The organism is Pseudomonas sp. Irchel 3A7 (genome assembly GCF_900187565.1).
GTDB lineage: Bacteria > Pseudomonadota > Gammaproteobacteria > Pseudomonadales > Pseudomonadaceae > Aquipseudomonas.
The window spans coordinates 354,401-369,587 of sequence record NZ_FYED01000002.1; the positions used below are offsets into that span (position 1 = coordinate 354,401).

General features: G+C 60.9%; 15 protein-coding genes. 6 read left to right on the forward strand and 9 right to left on the reverse strand.

From position 1 onward, the window contains the following. Window positions 1-9: 9 nt before the first annotated feature. A complete protein-coding gene (locus tag CKW21_RS04180) occupies window positions 10-825 on the forward strand; it encodes a gamma-carboxygeranoyl-CoA hydratase (protein ID WP_095192751.1) in 816 nt (271 codons plus the stop codon). Then, a complete protein-coding gene (locus CKW21_RS04185; RefSeq protein ID WP_095192752.1) occupies window positions 825-2,780 on the forward strand; it encodes an acetyl/propionyl/methylcrotonyl-CoA carboxylase subunit alpha in 1,956 nt (651 codons plus the stop codon). The genes CKW21_RS04180 and CKW21_RS04185 overlap by 1 nt, the downstream gene beginning before the upstream one ends. Before the next feature lie 29 nt (window positions 2,781-2,809). Here the strand turns inward: CKW21_RS04185 and CKW21_RS04190 are convergent, their stop codons facing one another. Beyond that, window positions 2,810-3,448, reverse strand: coding sequence for a LexA family transcriptional regulator (locus CKW21_RS04190; protein WP_095192753.1), 639 nt, complete (start codon window positions 3,446-3,448; stop codon window positions 2,810-2,812). Window positions 3,449-3,577: 129 nt separating this feature from the next. On the opposite strand from CKW21_RS04190, the gene CKW21_RS04195 reads away from it, so the two are divergent. Then, the gene (locus tag CKW21_RS04195) at window positions 3,578-3,919 is read left to right on the forward strand and encodes a DUF6124 family protein (RefSeq protein ID WP_095192754.1); all 342 of its coding nucleotides are present in this window, start codon (window positions 3,578-3,580) and stop codon (window positions 3,917-3,919) included. A gap of 490 nt (window positions 3,920-4,409) precedes the next feature. Here the strand turns inward: CKW21_RS04195 and CKW21_RS04200 are convergent, their stop codons facing one another. From CKW21_RS04200 to CKW21_RS04220, 5 genes are read right to left on the reverse strand one after another with little or no spacing between them, the layout of a single operon-like run. After that, complete coding sequence (locus tag CKW21_RS04200) at window positions 4,410-6,032, reverse strand: gamma-glutamyltransferase family protein (RefSeq protein WP_095192755.1); 1,623 nt, start codon at window positions 6,030-6,032, stop codon at window positions 4,410-4,412. Between the two features lie 30 nt (window positions 6,033-6,062). Then, window positions 6,063-6,842: an amino acid ABC transporter ATP-binding protein gene (locus CKW21_RS04205; RefSeq protein WP_095192756.1), complete on the reverse strand. Its 780-nt coding sequence runs from the start codon at window positions 6,840-6,842 to the stop codon at window positions 6,063-6,065. A gap of 1 nt (window position 6,843) precedes the next feature. Next, a complete protein-coding gene (locus CKW21_RS04210; protein ID WP_095192757.1) occupies window positions 6,844-7,611 on the reverse strand; it encodes an amino acid ABC transporter permease in 768 nt (255 codons plus the stop codon). Window positions 7,612-7,622: 11 nt separating this feature from the next. Beyond that, complete coding sequence (locus tag CKW21_RS04215) at window positions 7,623-8,429, reverse strand: ABC transporter substrate-binding protein (protein WP_095192758.1); 807 nt, start codon at window positions 8,427-8,429, stop codon at window positions 7,623-7,625. Between the two features lie 31 nt (window positions 8,430-8,460). Continuing rightward, on the reverse strand, window positions 8,461-9,129 hold the full coding sequence (locus CKW21_RS04220; protein ID WP_095192759.1) for a GntR family transcriptional regulator: 669 nt from the start codon (window positions 9,127-9,129) through the stop codon (window positions 8,461-8,463). Window positions 9,130-9,480: 351 nt separating this feature from the next. Between CKW21_RS04220 and CKW21_RS04225 the strand changes: the two genes are divergently transcribed. Beyond that, entirely contained in the window at window positions 9,481-10,629 is a 1,149-nt protein-coding gene (locus tag CKW21_RS04225) for a M14-type cytosolic carboxypeptidase (protein ID WP_095192760.1), read from the forward strand. Window positions 10,630-10,801: 172 nt separating this feature from the next. Here CKW21_RS04225 and CKW21_RS04230 read toward each other — a convergent pair whose 3' ends face one another. Both CKW21_RS04230 and CKW21_RS04235 read right to left on the reverse strand, forming a co-directional pair. Continuing rightward, window positions 10,802-11,347, reverse strand: a complete 546-nt coding sequence (locus CKW21_RS04230) for a cytochrome b (RefSeq protein WP_095192761.1) — start codon at window positions 11,345-11,347, stop codon at window positions 10,802-10,804. Further along, window positions 11,344-12,420, reverse strand: a complete 1,077-nt coding sequence (locus tag CKW21_RS04235) for a catalase family peroxidase (RefSeq protein ID WP_095192762.1) — start codon at window positions 12,418-12,420, stop codon at window positions 11,344-11,346. Before CKW21_RS04235 ends, CKW21_RS04230 begins: the two co-directional genes overlap by 4 nt. 158 nt (window positions 12,421-12,578) lie before the next feature. Between CKW21_RS04235 and CKW21_RS04240 the strand changes: the two genes are divergently transcribed. Beyond that, window positions 12,579-13,085 carry a sigma-70 family RNA polymerase sigma factor gene (locus CKW21_RS04240; RefSeq protein ID WP_095192763.1) on the forward strand — a complete coding sequence of 169 codons (507 nt, stop codon included), beginning with the start codon at window positions 12,579-12,581 and terminating at the stop codon, window positions 13,083-13,085. After that, window positions 13,082-13,834, forward strand: coding sequence for an anti-sigma factor (locus tag CKW21_RS04245; protein WP_095192764.1), 753 nt, complete (start codon window positions 13,082-13,084; stop codon window positions 13,832-13,834). Before CKW21_RS04240 ends, CKW21_RS04245 begins: the two co-directional genes overlap by 4 nt. A gap of 271 nt (window positions 13,835-14,105) precedes the next feature. On the opposite strand, the gene CKW21_RS04250 is transcribed toward CKW21_RS04245, so the two are convergent. Then, window positions 14,106-14,942 (reverse strand): IclR family transcriptional regulator, encoded by an 837-nt coding sequence (locus tag CKW21_RS04250; protein ID WP_095192765.1) that lies wholly within the window; start codon window positions 14,940-14,942, stop codon window positions 14,106-14,108. Between the last annotated feature and the right edge of the window lie 245 nt (window positions 14,943-15,187).

The window sequence follows — 15,187 nt, forward strand, 5'->3', positions numbered from 1 at the left end:
ACGGAAGAAATGAGCGACTTCAACACCCTCGAACTGCTGACCGACCCACGGGGTTTTGCGACCCTGTGGCTCAGCCGCGAAGAAAAGAACAACGCGTTCAACGCCGAAATGATCCGCGAACTGATCCTTGCCCTGGACCAGGTGTCGAGCGATGCCGGCCTGCGCTTTCTGCTGGTGCGTGGCCGCGGCAAGCATTTCAGCGCCGGCGCCGACCTGGCGTGGATGCAGCAATCGGCCGAACTCGATTACCACACCAACCTCGACGACGCCCGGGAACTGGCGGAGTTGATGTACAACCTGGCCAAACTGAAAGTCCCGACCCTGGCGGTGGTGCAGGGTGCGGCCTTTGGCGGGGCGCTGGGCCTGATCAGCTGCTGCGACATGGCCATCGGCGCCGATGATGCGCAGTTCTGCCTGTCGGAAGTGCGCATCGGCCTGGCACCGGCGGTGATCAGCCCGTTCGTGGTGCAAGCCATCGGCGAGCGCGCCACCCGGCGCTATGCCTTGACCGCCGAGCGCTTCGGCGGGCAACGGGCACGGGAACTGGGCTTGTTATCGGAGAGCTATCCGGCCCACGAGCTGGAACAGAAAATCGAGCAGTGGATCGACAATCTGCTGCTCAACAGCCCGGCAGCCATGCGCGCCAGCAAAGACTTGCTGCGTGAAGTCGGCGACGGTTCGCTGAATCCGGCGCTACGTCGCTACACCGAAAACGCCATCGCCCGCATCCGCGTCAGCCCTGAAGGTCAGGAAGGCCTGCGCGCCTTTCTGCAAAAACGTCCGCCGAGCTGGCAAGCCGAAATCACCCCCAAGGAGCCGCATTGATGAGCGCACCTGTCCTCACTACCCTGCTGGTGGCCAACCGTGGCGAAATCGCTTGCCGGGTGATGCGCACCGCCAAGGCCCTGGGCCTGACCACCGTGGCCGTGCACAGCGCCACCGACCGTGACGCCCGGCACAGCCGCGAGGCCGACATTCGCGTCGATCTCGGTGGCAGCAAGGCCGCTGACAGCTACCTGCAAATCGACAAATTGATCGCTGCCGCCAAGGCCAGCGGCGCCCAGGCGATCCACCCCGGTTATGGCTTTTTATCGGAGAACGCCGGGTTCGCCCGCGCGATCGAAGCGGCCGGCCTGATTTTCCTCGGCCCGCCCGCCTCGGCCATCGACGCCATGGGCAGCAAGTCGGCGGCCAAAGCGCTGATGGAAACCGCCGGCGTGCCGCTGGTACCGGGTTATCACGGCGAGGCTCAAGACCTCGACACCTTCCGCGACGCCTGCGAACGCATCGGCTACCCGGTGCTGCTCAAGGCCACGGCCGGTGGCGGCGGTAAAGGCATGAAAGTCGTCGAGGATGTCAGCCAATTGGCCGAAGCCCTGGCCTCGGCCCAGCGTGAAGCCCTGTCGTCGTTCGGCGATTCGCGGATGCTGGTGGAGAAGTACCTGCTCAAACCCCGTCATGTGGAAATCCAGGTGTTCGCCGATCAACACGGCAATTGCCTGTACCTCAACGAACGTGACTGCTCGATTCAACGACGACACCAGAAAGTCGTCGAAGAGGCGCCAGCCCCCGGCCTGAGCCCGGAACTGCGCCGCGCCATGGGCGAAGCCGCCGTGCGTTCGGCGCAAGCCATCGGTTACGTCGGTGCCGGCACCGTGGAATTTTTGCTCGATGCCCGTGGCGAATTCTTCTTCATGGAGATGAACACCCGCCTGCAGGTCGAACACCCGGTCACTGAAGCCATCACCGGTCTCGACCTGGTGGCCTGGCAGATTCGCGTGGCCCGTGGCGAAGCATTGCCGATGACCCAGGATCAGGTGCCGCTGAACGGCCATGCGATTGAAGTGCGGCTCTATGCCGAGGACCCGGGCAACGACTTCCTGCCGGCGACCGGGCGTCTGGAGTTGTACCGCGAATCCGCGCCGGGTGCGGGTCGTCGCGTGGACAGTGGTGTCGAGGAAGGCGACGAGATTTCGCCGTTCTACGACCCGATGCTCGGCAAACTGATTGCCTGGGGCGAGGACCGTGAACAGGCGCGCTTGCGACTGCTGAGCATGCTGGACGAGTTCGCCATCGGCGGGCTCAAGACCAACATCAACTTCCTGCGCCGCATCATTGCGCATCCGGCGTTTGCTTCGGCGGAACTGGATACCGGGTTCATTCCGCGCTATCAGGAACAACTGCTGCCTGCACCGGCCGAGCTCAGCGATGAGTTCTGGCAAGCCGCCGCCCAGTCGTTTGCCCAGAGCCAGCCGCGTTCACCGCGCGCCGATGATCCAAGTTCGCCTTGGGCCAACAGCAATGGTTTTCGGGCTGGCCTGCCGACGGAAATCACCCTGCACCTGAGTTGTGAAGGCCAGGACCGCGCATTGACGTTGGGCGCCGCCAATGCCCGCAGCGCACAGCTCAAAGGCGAGCATTTGCTGACGGAGCACGACGGCGTGCGCCGCCAGCATCGGGCTATCCGCCGTGGTGACTTCGTTTATCTGCAATGGGAAGGTGAACTGCACCGCATCGAGTCCTACGACCCGATCAGCGCCGTCGAGGCCAGTCACAGCCATCACGGCGGGCTGACCGCCCCCATGAACGGCAGCATCGTGCGCGTGCTGGTGGAAGCCGGGCAAACGGTCGAGGCCGGGGCACAACTGGTGGTACTCGAAGCGATGAAGATGGAGCACAGCATTCGCGCGCCCCATGCCGGTGTGATCAAGGCACTGTATTGCCAGGAAGGCGAGATGGTCAGCGAAGGCAGTGCGCTGGTCGAGTTGGAAGAGGCGTGAAATGAAGAACGCCCCCAGGGGCGTTCTGATCAGAATTTGGCTGTCGCCTGAACCACCACGCCGATGATACGGCACTCTTGGGTGTAAAGGGCTTTCGGATACGTCGGATTGAGCGGGACCAGGTAACGCTGCCCGCCCTCTTCGATCAATTTGCGAAAAATCGCCTCGCTGCTGCTGGGCCATTGCGCGATCACCAGCTTGCCAGGTACGGCTTCCACATCCGGGTCCACCAGGATCAACATGCCCTCGGCGATGCTCAGGCCACTGGGTGCGGTCATCGCATCACCCGTGACCGTCAACCAGAAGGCCGCGCCCTGAGCGTGATAGTCGGACAGTTCGAAACGATACTGTGCCAGCTCCCCATCGCGGACTTCTCCGGTTTCCCGCCAGTCACTGACCGGGTAGCGGAAGTACGGATTGTACTTCTGCGTCAGGGAAATCCCGTCTTCCTGTGAGTCCAAAGGCTCGCGAATGACCAAAGCCACTTCGAGAAAGTCCATGCCGAGCGCCTTCAACACCCGGTTCATGTTTTCCACGCCAGGCTCGCGACGTTTATTCAGCCAGTGACCCACGCCGCCCTGGGACATCCCGAGGCGGTCGGCGAGTATTTCTTGAGTGACTTTGAGCTCACTCATCTTGGCCTTGACCAATTCAATCCATTTATCCATGGGCGGCACGATACGTGGTGGACTCCGGCCATCAAAACACAAATTGTAGTATTTAAATTATGGTCACAAATACAGATCGTACTAGGATGACTTCACGGATCTGAATCTATCACGGAGCTTGCCATCACCATGACCCAACCCGCCAACGAATTGCCTGATATGCAAATCGACACCTCCCTCACCTCGCCCCAAGGTTCGGCCGCTGCCCAGCGCGCATTGGACTACTACCTGAAACCGGCTGTTTCAGAGGAAGTGGTCGAGGCACGTTTCTTTGATGTGAACCGCAACATCAGCTGCGAGGAGGCACTGGTCCATGCCACGGACCTGCTGCGATGCGCCGCCGCCACGGCCTGCGAGTCAGCCAGTCATCTGCAGGGGACGAACCGGGACCTGGCATTTTCGACGGTGCATATGATCGACATGGCCAAGGCCATGGTGGATCGGTCACTGGAGAGATATCAGAACGGTTGAAGCGAAGCTGCAAAAAAAGAGAGGACGGGAAAGAATTTTCCAATCGCGCAGATAAAATCATTTGACTTGCAAACGAGAATGATTATTATTGCATCAGCTGGTCGCGAGATCAGTCGATGGACCAGGGACCTTAGGTCGGTCTCCTGGACTATCTCCTCATCAGGCTAATCACGGTTTTTGACCCGGCTTTTTGCCGGGTCTTTTTTTGCCAGTTTTCTGGCTTATGGCTTCAGGCTAATGAAGTCTGTAGGTGCCGCAAATTCGATGGCGCGGATGATATCAAAAGAATATTTGTTGGCAAGAGAAGCCTTTAATCATTAAGGCAAACTAATGGCAAATAGCACTTGAGAATCAATCGCATAATCTCTAAGCTGCGTCAGCGTCAGGGAGGACGCCCCCCGTTTTTCCTTCGTCCGCGACTTGTCCCCGGCGATGATCCATCGCTGCAAGGCAGGCAAAGACCGAATGCCCTTGCCGCCCCTCTCTCCCCTCAATACACAGCAATATGCGAATCCGTTCGCGGCTCGGTCCCGCCACAAAGCACCCCGGTTTCAGGGTCGCGCAGGATGATTTGCCCGCGACCGTAACTGGTGAGATCGCAAGCCACCTCGACCTCATGCCCACGCCGAGCCAATGCCGCCGCCATGTCTCGCGAAGCGTCCTGCTCAATACCGACCTTCAGTCCGCCCAGCCATTGCCAGCGCGGCGCATCGAGGGCCGCTTGCGGGTTGAGCCCGAAATCCACCAGGTTCATCACCATCTGCACGTGCCCTTGCGGTTGCATGTAACCGCCCATCACACCGAAGGGTCCCATCGCCTCTCCGTCCTTGCTGAGGAACCCGGGAATGATGGTGTGGAAGGTCTTTTTGCCCGGCGCCAGGCAATTGGAATGCGCGGGATCAAGACTGAACTCTTCACCCCGGTTTTGCAGGGCGATACCGCTGTCGGGCAACACCACGCCGGAACCGAAGCCGTGATAGTTGCTCTGGATGAAGGACACCATGTTGCCTTCGGCGTCGGCGGTGGCCAGGTACACGGTGCCGCTGGCGTGGGGATCGCCCGGCTGCGGCGCCACGGCCCGTTCGCCGATCTGCGCCCGGCGATGGACCGCATAGTGGTCGCTCAGCAAGTCGTCCACGGCGACCCGCATATGTTCCGGGTCCGTGATGTAGTGCAAGCCATCGCAGTAAGCGAGTTTCATGGCTTCGAGCTGACGGTGCCAGGTTTGCTGGCTGTCACGGTGATCGAAATCGAAGCCCTCGAGAATCTTCAGGGTCATCAATGCCACGAGTCCCTGGCCGCTCGGTGGAATCTCCCAGACATCGACACCGCGGTAGTTGACCTTGATCGGGTCCACCCATTGCGCGCGGTAATCCTGCAGGTCGCTGGCGCGCAAATAGCCGCCCGTGGCCCGCGAATGCGCATCCAGCCGTTGCGCCAGGGCGCCACGATAGAAACTCTCGCAACCGGTGGCTGCCAGTTCACTCAAGGTGCGTGCCTGGGCCGGGTTGCGGAACAGTTCACCGGCACGGGGCGCGCGGCCGTCAATCAGAAAGGTGTCGAACCAGCTCTCAAGCACGTCGCTGCGATCCCTGCTGTTATCTTGGCTGAAATCCTCCAGCGCGGTCTGCCATTGCAGGGCAACCACCGGCGACACCGGAAAACCCTCCCGCGCCAGACTGATGGCCGGTTGCAGCAAATCGGCAAAGGGCAGTCGACCGAAACGCGTGGACAGCTCCGCCCAGGCAGACGGACAGCCCGGAACCGTCACCGGCGTCCAGCCATGCAAAGGCATCTTGTCATGACCGGCGGCTTTCACCGCCTCGATGCTCAAGGCCTGGGGGGCCGCGCCGTTGGCGTTCAAGCCGTGCAACTTGTTTTGCGTCCAGACCAGCGCAAAGGCATCGCCGCCGATGCCGCAACCGGTGGGTTCAACCACGGTCAGCGCCGCGGCCGTGGCGATGGCCGCATCGATAGCGTTACCGCCGCGCCGCATGATTTCGATGCCTGCTTCGGCGGCCAATGGCTGAGAGGCGGCGACCATACCGCGTTTGGCGAAGACACTTTGACGTTGTGAGGCGTAGGGGTATTCATGGGCGGAAAATTTGAACATGGCAGACTCACACAAAGATTTTTGACGGGTTCACAACACGCGACTGAGAAACGCCCGCGTACGGGCATGACTGGGCTGGCTGAAGATCTGTTCGGGCGGGCCTTGCTCGATCAGCTCGCCCTGATCGAGCACCACCACCCGGTCGGCCACCTCGCGGGCGAAACCCATTTCGTGGGTCACCACGACCATGGTCATGCCCTCTTCGGCCAGTTCCTTCATCACTTGCAGCACTTCACCCACCGTCTCCGGATCAAGTGCGCTGGTGGGTTCGTCGAACAGCATCGCCTGGGGCTTCATGGCCAGCGCCCGGGCAATGGCCACCCGCTGTTGCTGGCCACCGGACAACATCGATGGATAGTGATCGGCCTTCTCCGCCAACCCTACCCGCTTGAGCAGTGCCCGCGCCTGCTCCACCGCCGCCGCGCGCGGCACGCCCAGCACATGGATCGGTGCTTCGATAATGTTTTCCAGGGCGGTCATATGCGGGAACAGATTGAAGCGCTGAAACACCATGCCGATGTCCCGCCGCTGGCGAGCGATGTTGCGCTCCGAGTCGCGGGCCAGGCTGCCATCGGCGCGGGTGCGATAACCCATCGGCTGACCGGCGACGCGAATCTGCCCGGACTGAATGTCTTCCAGCAGGTTGATGCAGCGGATGAAGGTGGTTTTGCCGGACCCGGAGGCACCGATCAACACCACCACTTCACCGCGCCGCACTTGCAGGGAAATGCCCTTGAGTATTTCCAGGTCACCGAAGGACTTGTGAATATCCAGCGCTTCGATGACCAGTTCTTCACTCATGTGTGCCATCTCAACGCCCCCTCAACAGTTTCATGGTGTTGCGCCCGAACATCCGGCTGGCCGCCGGCGCCGGACGGTCCGACTGACCGAAGCGGGTTTCGAGCCAGCGCTGGAAAAAGCCCCAGAGTGTGGTCAAGGCCAGGAAGTAAATAGCCACGACCAGATACAACTCGAACACCCTGAAGGTCGCCGACGTCACCATTTGCGTACTGAGCAGCAGCTCCTGAACCCCGATGACGCTGACCAGCGTGGTGTTTTTCAGCATCACGTTGAACTCGTTGCCCAGCGGTGGCACGATCACCCGGAACGCCTGTGGCAACACGACACGCCGCATCAGCTTGGGAAAGGTCATGCCCAATGAACGCCCGGCTTCGTACTGCCCCTTGTCCACCGCGCCGATACCGGCACGGATGATCTCGGCCATGTACGCGCCTTCATTCAGTCCCAACGCGATGATCGCGGCCTGAATGTTGCCGGGCACGACGATCCAGCCAAGGTCCAGGTCCTCAAAGCGGAAAATGCCCCCCGCCGCCAATGCCGTGTACAGAAAAACGATCTGTACCAGCAGTGGCGTACCGCGCATCAGCCAGACATAAAAGCGCACCGGATACTGCAAGAGCGGGTTGCTCGACAGCTTCATCAGCGCGGCGATCAGCCCCAGGACGCAACCGAGCAACATCGCCGAAACGCTGATCAGGCAGGTCAGCCACAGCCCCGTCAGGTAGACATCGCTGGGCTGCAACAGGTACTGCCAGAACACATCCCAATTGAAGTTCATCAGGTTTGCCCTCAGTCCAGTTTGTCGCTGTCGACATGCCATTTACTGAGGAGCGCGGCGTAACTGCCGTCGGCGCGCATGCCTTGCAGGACTTCGGTCAAGGCCACTGTCAGCTGTGGATCGCTCTTGCGCACGCCAAAACCGGTGAGGATGCGATTGAACGCCGGTACTGCCGACTGGAACAGGTCCGGGGCCAGTTGCTGATAATGTCCGGCGGACTCGACCGTGGTACCGAAGGCATCCACCTGATTGATGCGCAAGGCCTGAAAGGCGTCGGCATCGACGTTGTACACCACCAGTTTCATCGGCGCCTTGCCAGCCGCTTCGAGCTTCTCGTTTTCCTTGCCCAGCAGCACACGGATGGTCGAACCGTTACTGACCGCGACCTTGAGCCCGGACAGGTCCTCCAGGGTACTCACCGCTTTTGGATTGCCCTTGGGCACCACGATCGATTGGCTGGAATACATAAAGTTGACGATGTCGATCACCTCGCGGCGTTCGGGTTTATCGAACAACTGATCGACGATCATGTCGCACTGCTGCGCCAGCAGAGCCGGGATCAATCCGGCGAAGGGCGAGATGCGCCATTCGACCTTCTTGTCCCCCAGACGCTTGGCGATCGCTTCCCCCATGTCGACCTGCAGCCCGACCGGTTTCTGCTTCATGTCAAACGACACCAGCGGTGGCGAGTCCATGCCGGAGCAATAGACGATCTTCTCGCTCTTGCTCAGTCGCTCGGGTAACTCGGGGGCGGCGAGCGCCCATTGCGAACACAGACTCAAGGTGAACACGGCAACTAACGCGCAAGGCTTGTGCATGGTGCATGACTCCAGTTGGCTGGTTGTTCTTCTATTGGTGGGCTTCGAGAAACTGAATAAGTCGCGGAATGGTGCCCTCGATGTGCTCGCACACTACGGCGGCGGCTTTGTCCGGGTCGCCCGAACGCAGTGCGTCGATGATCGAGGCGTGTTCGTCCCGGGCGCTGCGGGGTTTGTCGGCGTGTTGCAGCCACAGGCGCATGTGCGGCTCGATCACCGAATACAGCGCCGAAATCTGCCGCATCAGGCGCGGACGTTCACTCAGGCTGCACAGATATTCATGAAAGGCGCGATGGCGGCTGACCCACTCGGCGCCGTCTTCGCGATAGTCGTCCATCTCATCGAGCAAGCGCTCCAGATGACTGAATTGACGCTCGGTGATTTTCGTCACCGCAACTCGAATGGCCAGGCCTTCAAGGGCGCTGCGCATCTCGAACACCTCGCGCATTTCCTCGATGTTCAGGCCGCGCACGATGGCGCCGCGGTTTGGCCGTAGCGTCACCAGGCCGTCGGCATCCAGACGCCGGAACGCTTCACGCACCGGCATGCGGCTCATGCCGATTTCCCCGGCGATGTCCTCGGCAATCAGCCGCTCACCGGTGCGGTAACGTCCTTTGCAGATGGCTTCCAGGAGAAAGTTGTAAGCCTCCTCCTCGGCGGTAACGGGCTGGCGCTCGGCGTAGACAGGGGCGAATTTCATCGGGTGCACCTTTTGTATTTTTGTATCCAATTATCCATAAAGCCAAAAAGGCACATTGCGTGCCAGGTTCGGCGCAGAGCGTGCAGGTCTTTGATTGAATTGATTTAGCTGAAATCAGGAAGGCCGATAGTCGCCATGGGGGCCGGACGGAAACGAGTTGAAATGAACCAGGGTGTAACCAAAGCGCCACAAAACGGTGCGGGCAGTAACACGGCCAGTGGCAATGCAGTGAAGGTGAATTTCGAGCCGCGAAGCCAAACTTCGGCATGGCCGGTGAAACGATTTTTCTCCGCTGCCAGCCCCCTTCTCTTGCGTGTAAAGTAGCCGCCATAAAAATCTTAATCAGGAACCCTGACCGTGGCTAAAACTCTCGACATCAGTGCCAACTTCGACAGCGGCAACATCCAGGTGATCGATGTCAGCGACCCGCTCAAACCCCTGCTGGCCATCCGTCCCGATACCAAAAGCAGCCATTTTCAATGGTTCCACTTCAAGGCCAGCGGCCTGCATGTCGGCCAGGAGCACTGGTTTCGTCTGAACAATGCCAGCCAGTCTTCGTACAACAAGGCCTGGGACGGTTATCAGGCCAGAGCCTCCTACGATCACGTCAACTGGTTCCAGGTGCCGACCATCTTCGAAGGCGACTGCCTGCGTTTCTGCCTTGAAGCCACGCAAACCCACGCCTGGTTCGCCTACTTCGAACCCTACAGCCGTGGCCGCCACGACTGGCTGATCGAGCAAGCACTGACCAAGGCCGGCACTGAACTGCTGGCCACTGGCAAGAGCGTTGAGGGTCGCGACATTCAGTTGCTGCGCAAAGGCACCGGTGCCGAAGGCCGGCGCAAGGTTTGGATGATTGCCCAGCAACATCCGGGCGAACACATGGCCGAGTGGTTCATGGAAGGCGTCATCGAACGCCTGGAAAAACACGACGACCCGGTACTGAACAAACTGCTGGCCAGCGCCGACCTGTACCTGGTGCCGAACATGAACCCGGACGGTGCTTTCCACGGCCACCTGCGCACCAACGCCATGGGCCAGGACCTGAATCGTGCCTGGCAGAGCGCCAGCCCGGAGATCAGCCCGGAAGTCTTTTTCGTCCAGCAGCAGATGGAAAAGTACGGCGTCGACCTGTTCCTCGACATCCACGGCGACGAGGAAATCCCCCACGTCTTCACCGCCGCTTGCGAAGGTAATCCGGGTTACACGCCACGGATCGAAAAACTCGAAGAGCACTTCCGCAGCCACCTGAAGAAAACCACCAAGGACTTCCAGACCAAGCACGGCTATACCCGAGACGAACCGGGCCAGGCCAACATGACCCTGGCCTGCAACGCCGTTGGCCAGAAGTACGACTGCCTGTCGCTGACCCTGGAAATGCCGTTCAAGGATCATGACGACCACCCGAACGCGGAGACCGGCTGGTCGGGCAAGCGTTCGAAGCAGTTGGGGAAGGATGTGTTGACCACTGTTGCCGAGATGGTCGACGCGTTGCGCTGATCCAGCCCCGAAGGCTGCATGCCTGGTGTGCAGCCCCACCTGTTTCAGTGCAAACCACGAACCTGTGGGAGCGAGCCTGCTCGCGATAGCGGCGCATCAGTCAGCAGAGATGCTGAATGTGACACCGTGATCGCGAGCAAGCTCGCTCCCACAGTTTTTTACTTTCTATCGATCAACCGCGATCCTTACCCCGCAGCATGCTGTCGAGCACGCCATCTCGGCGCACCCACCCGTGAAACAAAGCCGCCGCCAAATGCAGCAACACCGTCAAAAACAACAAATACGCCAGATACCCATGAGCCTTGCGCAGGAACGCAAACACCTGCGCATCGGCCGGCACGATCGAGGGCAATTGCAACGAACTGCTGAGCATCACCGGTTCACCGGACGCGGAAATCATCGCCCAACCAAGCAATGGCAGAATCAGCATCAAGGCGTACAGCAGCACATGGGACGCCTTGGCCGCCAGCGCCTGCCAACCCGGCAGATCGGCGGGCAACGGCGGCTGTTGCGTGGAGAAACGCACCAAAAGCCGCACGATCACCAGCAACAGAATCGCCACACCCAAAGGCTTGTGCAGGTTGATCAGCCATTCATGGCGTTCGGACACCGAGGCGACCATCCCCGCGCCGATAAACAGCATGGCGATGATCATCAGTGCCATCAGCCAGTGCAGCAGGCGCGCCAGGGGAGCGAAATGGTTAGGTTGAGTGCTCATTGCTGGGCCTCCTGTTTGGCAGCGGGCAACTGGCTGACTTCGCTGGTGCGACGCAGGTAGGACGTGGCGTAGCCGGCTGAACGAGCGGCGAGCAACGGGTCGTCGGAACCTTCGATGCCGGCCGGCAGCACCAGCGGGTCGTAGTTGATATCGCGGCACTCGCCGTTGAGTTGCGGCTGGGATTTTTCCAGTACCAGGGTGCCGGCGTTCAATACCTTGCGCCCCTCGGGCCAGGCCTTGCTGGCGTCGTTGACTGGATCGCCAGGGTTGGCCAGGGTGATGTTCAACTGAAAGCGCAGCGGGCCGGCGGCGATCCGCTGATCCAGGTCCTTCTCGAGGAAATCGCTGCCCTCCGGAGCCGTGGCACCCGGCGCGTCCACCGCCTGCGGCACCATGCTCCAGCGCACCGCTTGCCGCTGCCCGGCGGCGTTGACCAGATAAAACGCGTTGACGCTGTTGTAAGTTTCCGTCACGTAACTGGCTGAGGGTTTGGCGGTCTTGATCCAGGCCAAAAACGGCCCGGCTTCCGGGTGCGAACCGAAGAACGCCGGCACCGCCGCCGGGTCCGGTTTGCCGGTCGAAGGCAGCGGCGACTGCGCCTGCTGCAATTGATAAAACGCCTCAGGCGTGCCAACGGGAAACACTGGCATGCTGTTCATCCCGGTACGCCACTGCTGGCCGTTGGCCTGATTGAAGCGCAGCGCCAGGCTGCGGATCGGCACAGCGCTATCCGGCGCATAGGGATTACCCGCCGGCAAGGCGAAACGGCCAACCACCGGCGTGCGCGCCGCGTTGAATACCTGTGCGGTGGAATAACTGCGTGCCTCGCCGCTGCTCTCGAAATGGCCGATCACGCACACACCCTTGGAGTGATTGCGCCGGAATCCGGGGTGCACGCCGTTGTTGGTTTCCAGCACATTGATCAGTTTTTTCGGCGTCAGGCGCTGTGGGTCCAGGGTGCCGTTGACGTAGGCAAACGCTCCGGCCACGACCGCGATGACCACGGCAATGCCGGCCAGACGTAACGTCAGGCTCGCGGCACTCAAGGGTGGCGGTGATGATCGATCTACCATGAAAGACTCCAGGGCCATCGGCCACAAGTGAGAAGAACCAGGCAGACGAACCGCGCGACGGTTTATTCCCTGGCGCGGTATTTATTTTTTCGGGCGTGGAATAACCTCCCACGCCAAGCGTCTTCCTGGTTCAAAGCGTAGTGAGTAACCAGAAATTCATGAACGATATCGACGAACAACTGCGAGAAATCATTCCCAGATTGCGTCGCTTTGCCGTTTCGCTGACGCGCAACTCCAGCAGCGCCGACGATCTGGTGCAGTCGTGTCTGGAGCGCGCGCTGTCGAGTTGGGGAGATAAACGCGTCGAGGGCGATTTGCGCGCCTGGCTGTTTGCGATTCTCTATCGTCAGTTTCTTGATGCTCACCGAAGCTCCCGACGCTATGCGCGAATGCTCGAATTCTTTACCGGGCGCGACGATGCGCAGCCTTCGGTAGAGCGCAGCGTGATCGCCCAATCGACCCTCAACGCCTTCGATCAATTGCCCACCGAACAGCGCGCGCTGCTGTTGTGGGTGTCGGTGGAAGGCTTGAGTTACAAAGAGGTCGCCGAGATTCTCGACGTACCCACCGGCACCGTGATGTCCCGCCTGTCCCGGGCCCGCCAGGCCCTGCGCCAACTCAGCGATGGCGAAATCACCCGCCCTGCCCTGCGGAGACTCAAATGATCAGCATGCCCCCCAGCGAACGCGACCTGCACGCTTACGTCGACCACCAGCTCAGCGACGACGACCGACATCGGGTGGAGACGTTTCTCGCCAGCAACCCGCAGATTTGCGCACAAGTACGCGCCTGGCAGCAGGACGCCCAGCAACTGCGCGCGGCCCTGAGCGGCGCCTTGCAGCAACCGGCCAACCCGGACCTCGATCCGGCGCAGATCCGCCAGCGCATGAAGCGCCAGTCCCGACGCCACCTGGCCAGCGCCGCGGTGTTGCTGATCGCCGTCAGCGTCGGCGGGTTCAGCGGTTGGAAGGCCCGGGAAATGACCCTTCTCAGCGCCGCGCAACCGATGGCCGACGCCATGCAGGCTTACCGTCTGATAGCCGAGCAGGGGCTGTTGCCGGCGGACTACAAGGCTGGGAATGACGGCGACATGCAGGGTTGGCTCGATCGTTACTTCACCCAGGCCAATCGCTTGCCCGACCTCACCGGTGCCGGGTTCAAACCGGTGAGCGGGCGCTTGCTCAGCACCGAGCAAGGGCCCGCGGCGATGGTGGTGTACGAAGATCAGGGCGGGCACAAAATCAGCTTCTACGTGCGACCGCCGGGACCGAAGAATTTCCTGTTGCCCAGGGGCAGTCGCAGTGATGGCGGGTTGCAGGCCGAGTATTGGTCCGGGGGTGGCTACAACTATGCGATGGTCAGCCCGGCGGATGCGCCGGCGGCGCGGATGCTCAGGCAGACCACTCGGTTCTGACCAACCCCATCCCTGTGGGAAGCGCTTTTCTGTGGGAGCGAGCCTGCTCGCGAACAGGGTGTGCCAGTCGCCATTAAAGTAGCCTGACACACCGCCTTCGCGAGCAGGCTCGCTCCCACAGGGGTTCTGTGCCGGACACAAAAACCGCGGCTGTCACCCAACTGTTGTGGGAGCGAGCCTGCTCGCGAAGGCTGTCTGTCAGCCTCCATCTCTGCTGCATGTGCCGCCGTCTTCGCGAGCAGGCTCGCTCCCACAGGGGTCTGCGCAAACTTCAGGTCTGTCCGAACACTTGCGAAGGTCGCCGCAGCAATGGATCAAACGGATTGATCCTCGGCCCGATCAACGCCGCTTCGCGCTTGAGCATGTCCACCACCGTCGGCAGGCGATCCGGTCCCAGGCGATCGCTTACCGTCGCCACGCTCAACGCCGCCACCGCCCGCCCCTCACGATCGAGAATCGGCACCGCCACCCCGGCCATGCCCTGCAGCACACCGGTGTTGCGCCCGGCGTAGCCGAGCTTGCGCACGTTCTCGACTTCCGAACGCAGGAACACCTCGTCGTACAGATGGAAATCCTTGAGCCGCGGCAAGTTGTAGTGAATCACCGTGTCGCGTTCCTCCTCCGGCAGAAACGCCAGAATCGCCAGGCTACCCTGCCCCACACCCAGTGCCACTCGGCCACCGATATCACCGGTGAAGGTGCGGATCGGAAACGGTCCTTCACTGCGGTCCAAGCAAATCGCATCGAAGCCGCTACGCGCCAGCAGGAACAGCGAATCGCCCAACGACGCTGACAGCCGCAGCAATGCCGGGCGCACCAGTTCGCGCAGGTTGCCGCTGTTGCCTGCGCGGGCAGCCAGGGCGAAAAAATCCAGGCTCAGCCGATAGCGTTTGCTGCGCGCATCCTGTTCGACCATGCCCTCGTCCATCAGGCTGCGCAGCAAGCGGTGAGTGGTCGGTTGCGACAAGCCGATGTGCTGCGCCAGTTGCGTCACGCGCTCGCCGCCTTCGACGGTATCGCCCAGCGCCCGCAACACCGCAAACAGCCTTGAGACAGCGCCCACACCGACTTCATTTTTGTTTTCATTCCGCTCAATGGAATCCGACATGAGTTTTCTCGCTATTTAATTTACTCACCGAATGAAACTGAAAATAGTGGTCGATTCAGTGAAATAGGCCATTGAGCCTATCCTAGTCTTCGTCCTAATCTGCGTCCATACAGGGGCGATTCGAACAACAACGGCAGCCGACTCAAGTCGAGCGCCAACGCCCCCCCGGCAACACGCTTTCGTATCTGCCCATACAAAAAAGCGCGCCTTCGGGCGACGCATAACAATCTCAGGTGGAGGCGCAG

What these genes read in the sequence shown, in the direction of transcription:
- CKW21_RS04180 (WP_095192751.1), top strand. Translation starts at nt 10, where the DNA reads ATGAGCGACTTCAACACCCTCGAACTGCTGACCGACCCACGGGGTTTT.
- CKW21_RS04185 (WP_095192752.1), top strand. Translation starts at nt 825, where the DNA reads ATGAGCGCACCTGTCCTCACTACCCTGCTGGTGGCCAACCGTGGCGAA.
- CKW21_RS04190 (WP_095192753.1), bottom strand. Translation starts at nt 3,448, where the DNA reads ATGGATAAATGGATTGAATTGGTCAAGGCCAAGATGAGTGAGCTCAAA.
- CKW21_RS04195 (WP_095192754.1), top strand. Translation starts at nt 3,578, where the DNA reads ATGACCCAACCCGCCAACGAATTGCCTGATATGCAAATCGACACCTCC.
- CKW21_RS04200 (WP_095192755.1), bottom strand. Translation starts at nt 6,032, where the DNA reads ATGTTCAAATTTTCCGCCCATGAATACCCCTACGCCTCACAACGTCAA.
- CKW21_RS04205 (WP_095192756.1), bottom strand. Translation starts at nt 6,842, where the DNA reads ATGGCACACATGAGTGAAGAACTGGTCATCGAAGCGCTGGATATTCAC.
- CKW21_RS04210 (WP_095192757.1), bottom strand. Translation starts at nt 7,611, where the DNA reads ATGAACTTCAATTGGGATGTGTTCTGGCAGTACCTGTTGCAGCCCAGC.
- CKW21_RS04215 (WP_095192758.1), bottom strand. Translation starts at nt 8,429, where the DNA reads ATGCACAAGCCTTGCGCGTTAGTTGCCGTGTTCACCTTGAGTCTGTGT.
- CKW21_RS04220 (WP_095192759.1), bottom strand. Translation starts at nt 9,129, where the DNA reads ATGAAATTCGCCCCTGTCTACGCCGAGCGCCAGCCCGTTACCGCCGAG.
- CKW21_RS04230 (WP_095192761.1), bottom strand. Translation starts at nt 11,347, where the DNA reads ATGAGCACTCAACCTAACCATTTCGCTCCCCTGGCGCGCCTGCTGCAC.
- CKW21_RS04235 (WP_095192762.1), bottom strand. Translation starts at nt 12,420, where the DNA reads ATGGTAGATCGATCATCACCGCCACCCTTGAGTGCCGCGAGCCTGACG.
- CKW21_RS04240 (WP_095192763.1), top strand. Translation starts at nt 12,579, where the DNA reads ATGAACGATATCGACGAACAACTGCGAGAAATCATTCCCAGATTGCGT.
- CKW21_RS04245 (WP_095192764.1), top strand. Translation starts at nt 13,082, where the DNA reads ATGATCAGCATGCCCCCCAGCGAACGCGACCTGCACGCTTACGTCGAC.
- CKW21_RS04250 (WP_095192765.1), bottom strand. Translation starts at nt 14,942, where the DNA reads ATGTCGGATTCCATTGAGCGGAATGAAAACAAAAATGAAGTCGGTGTG.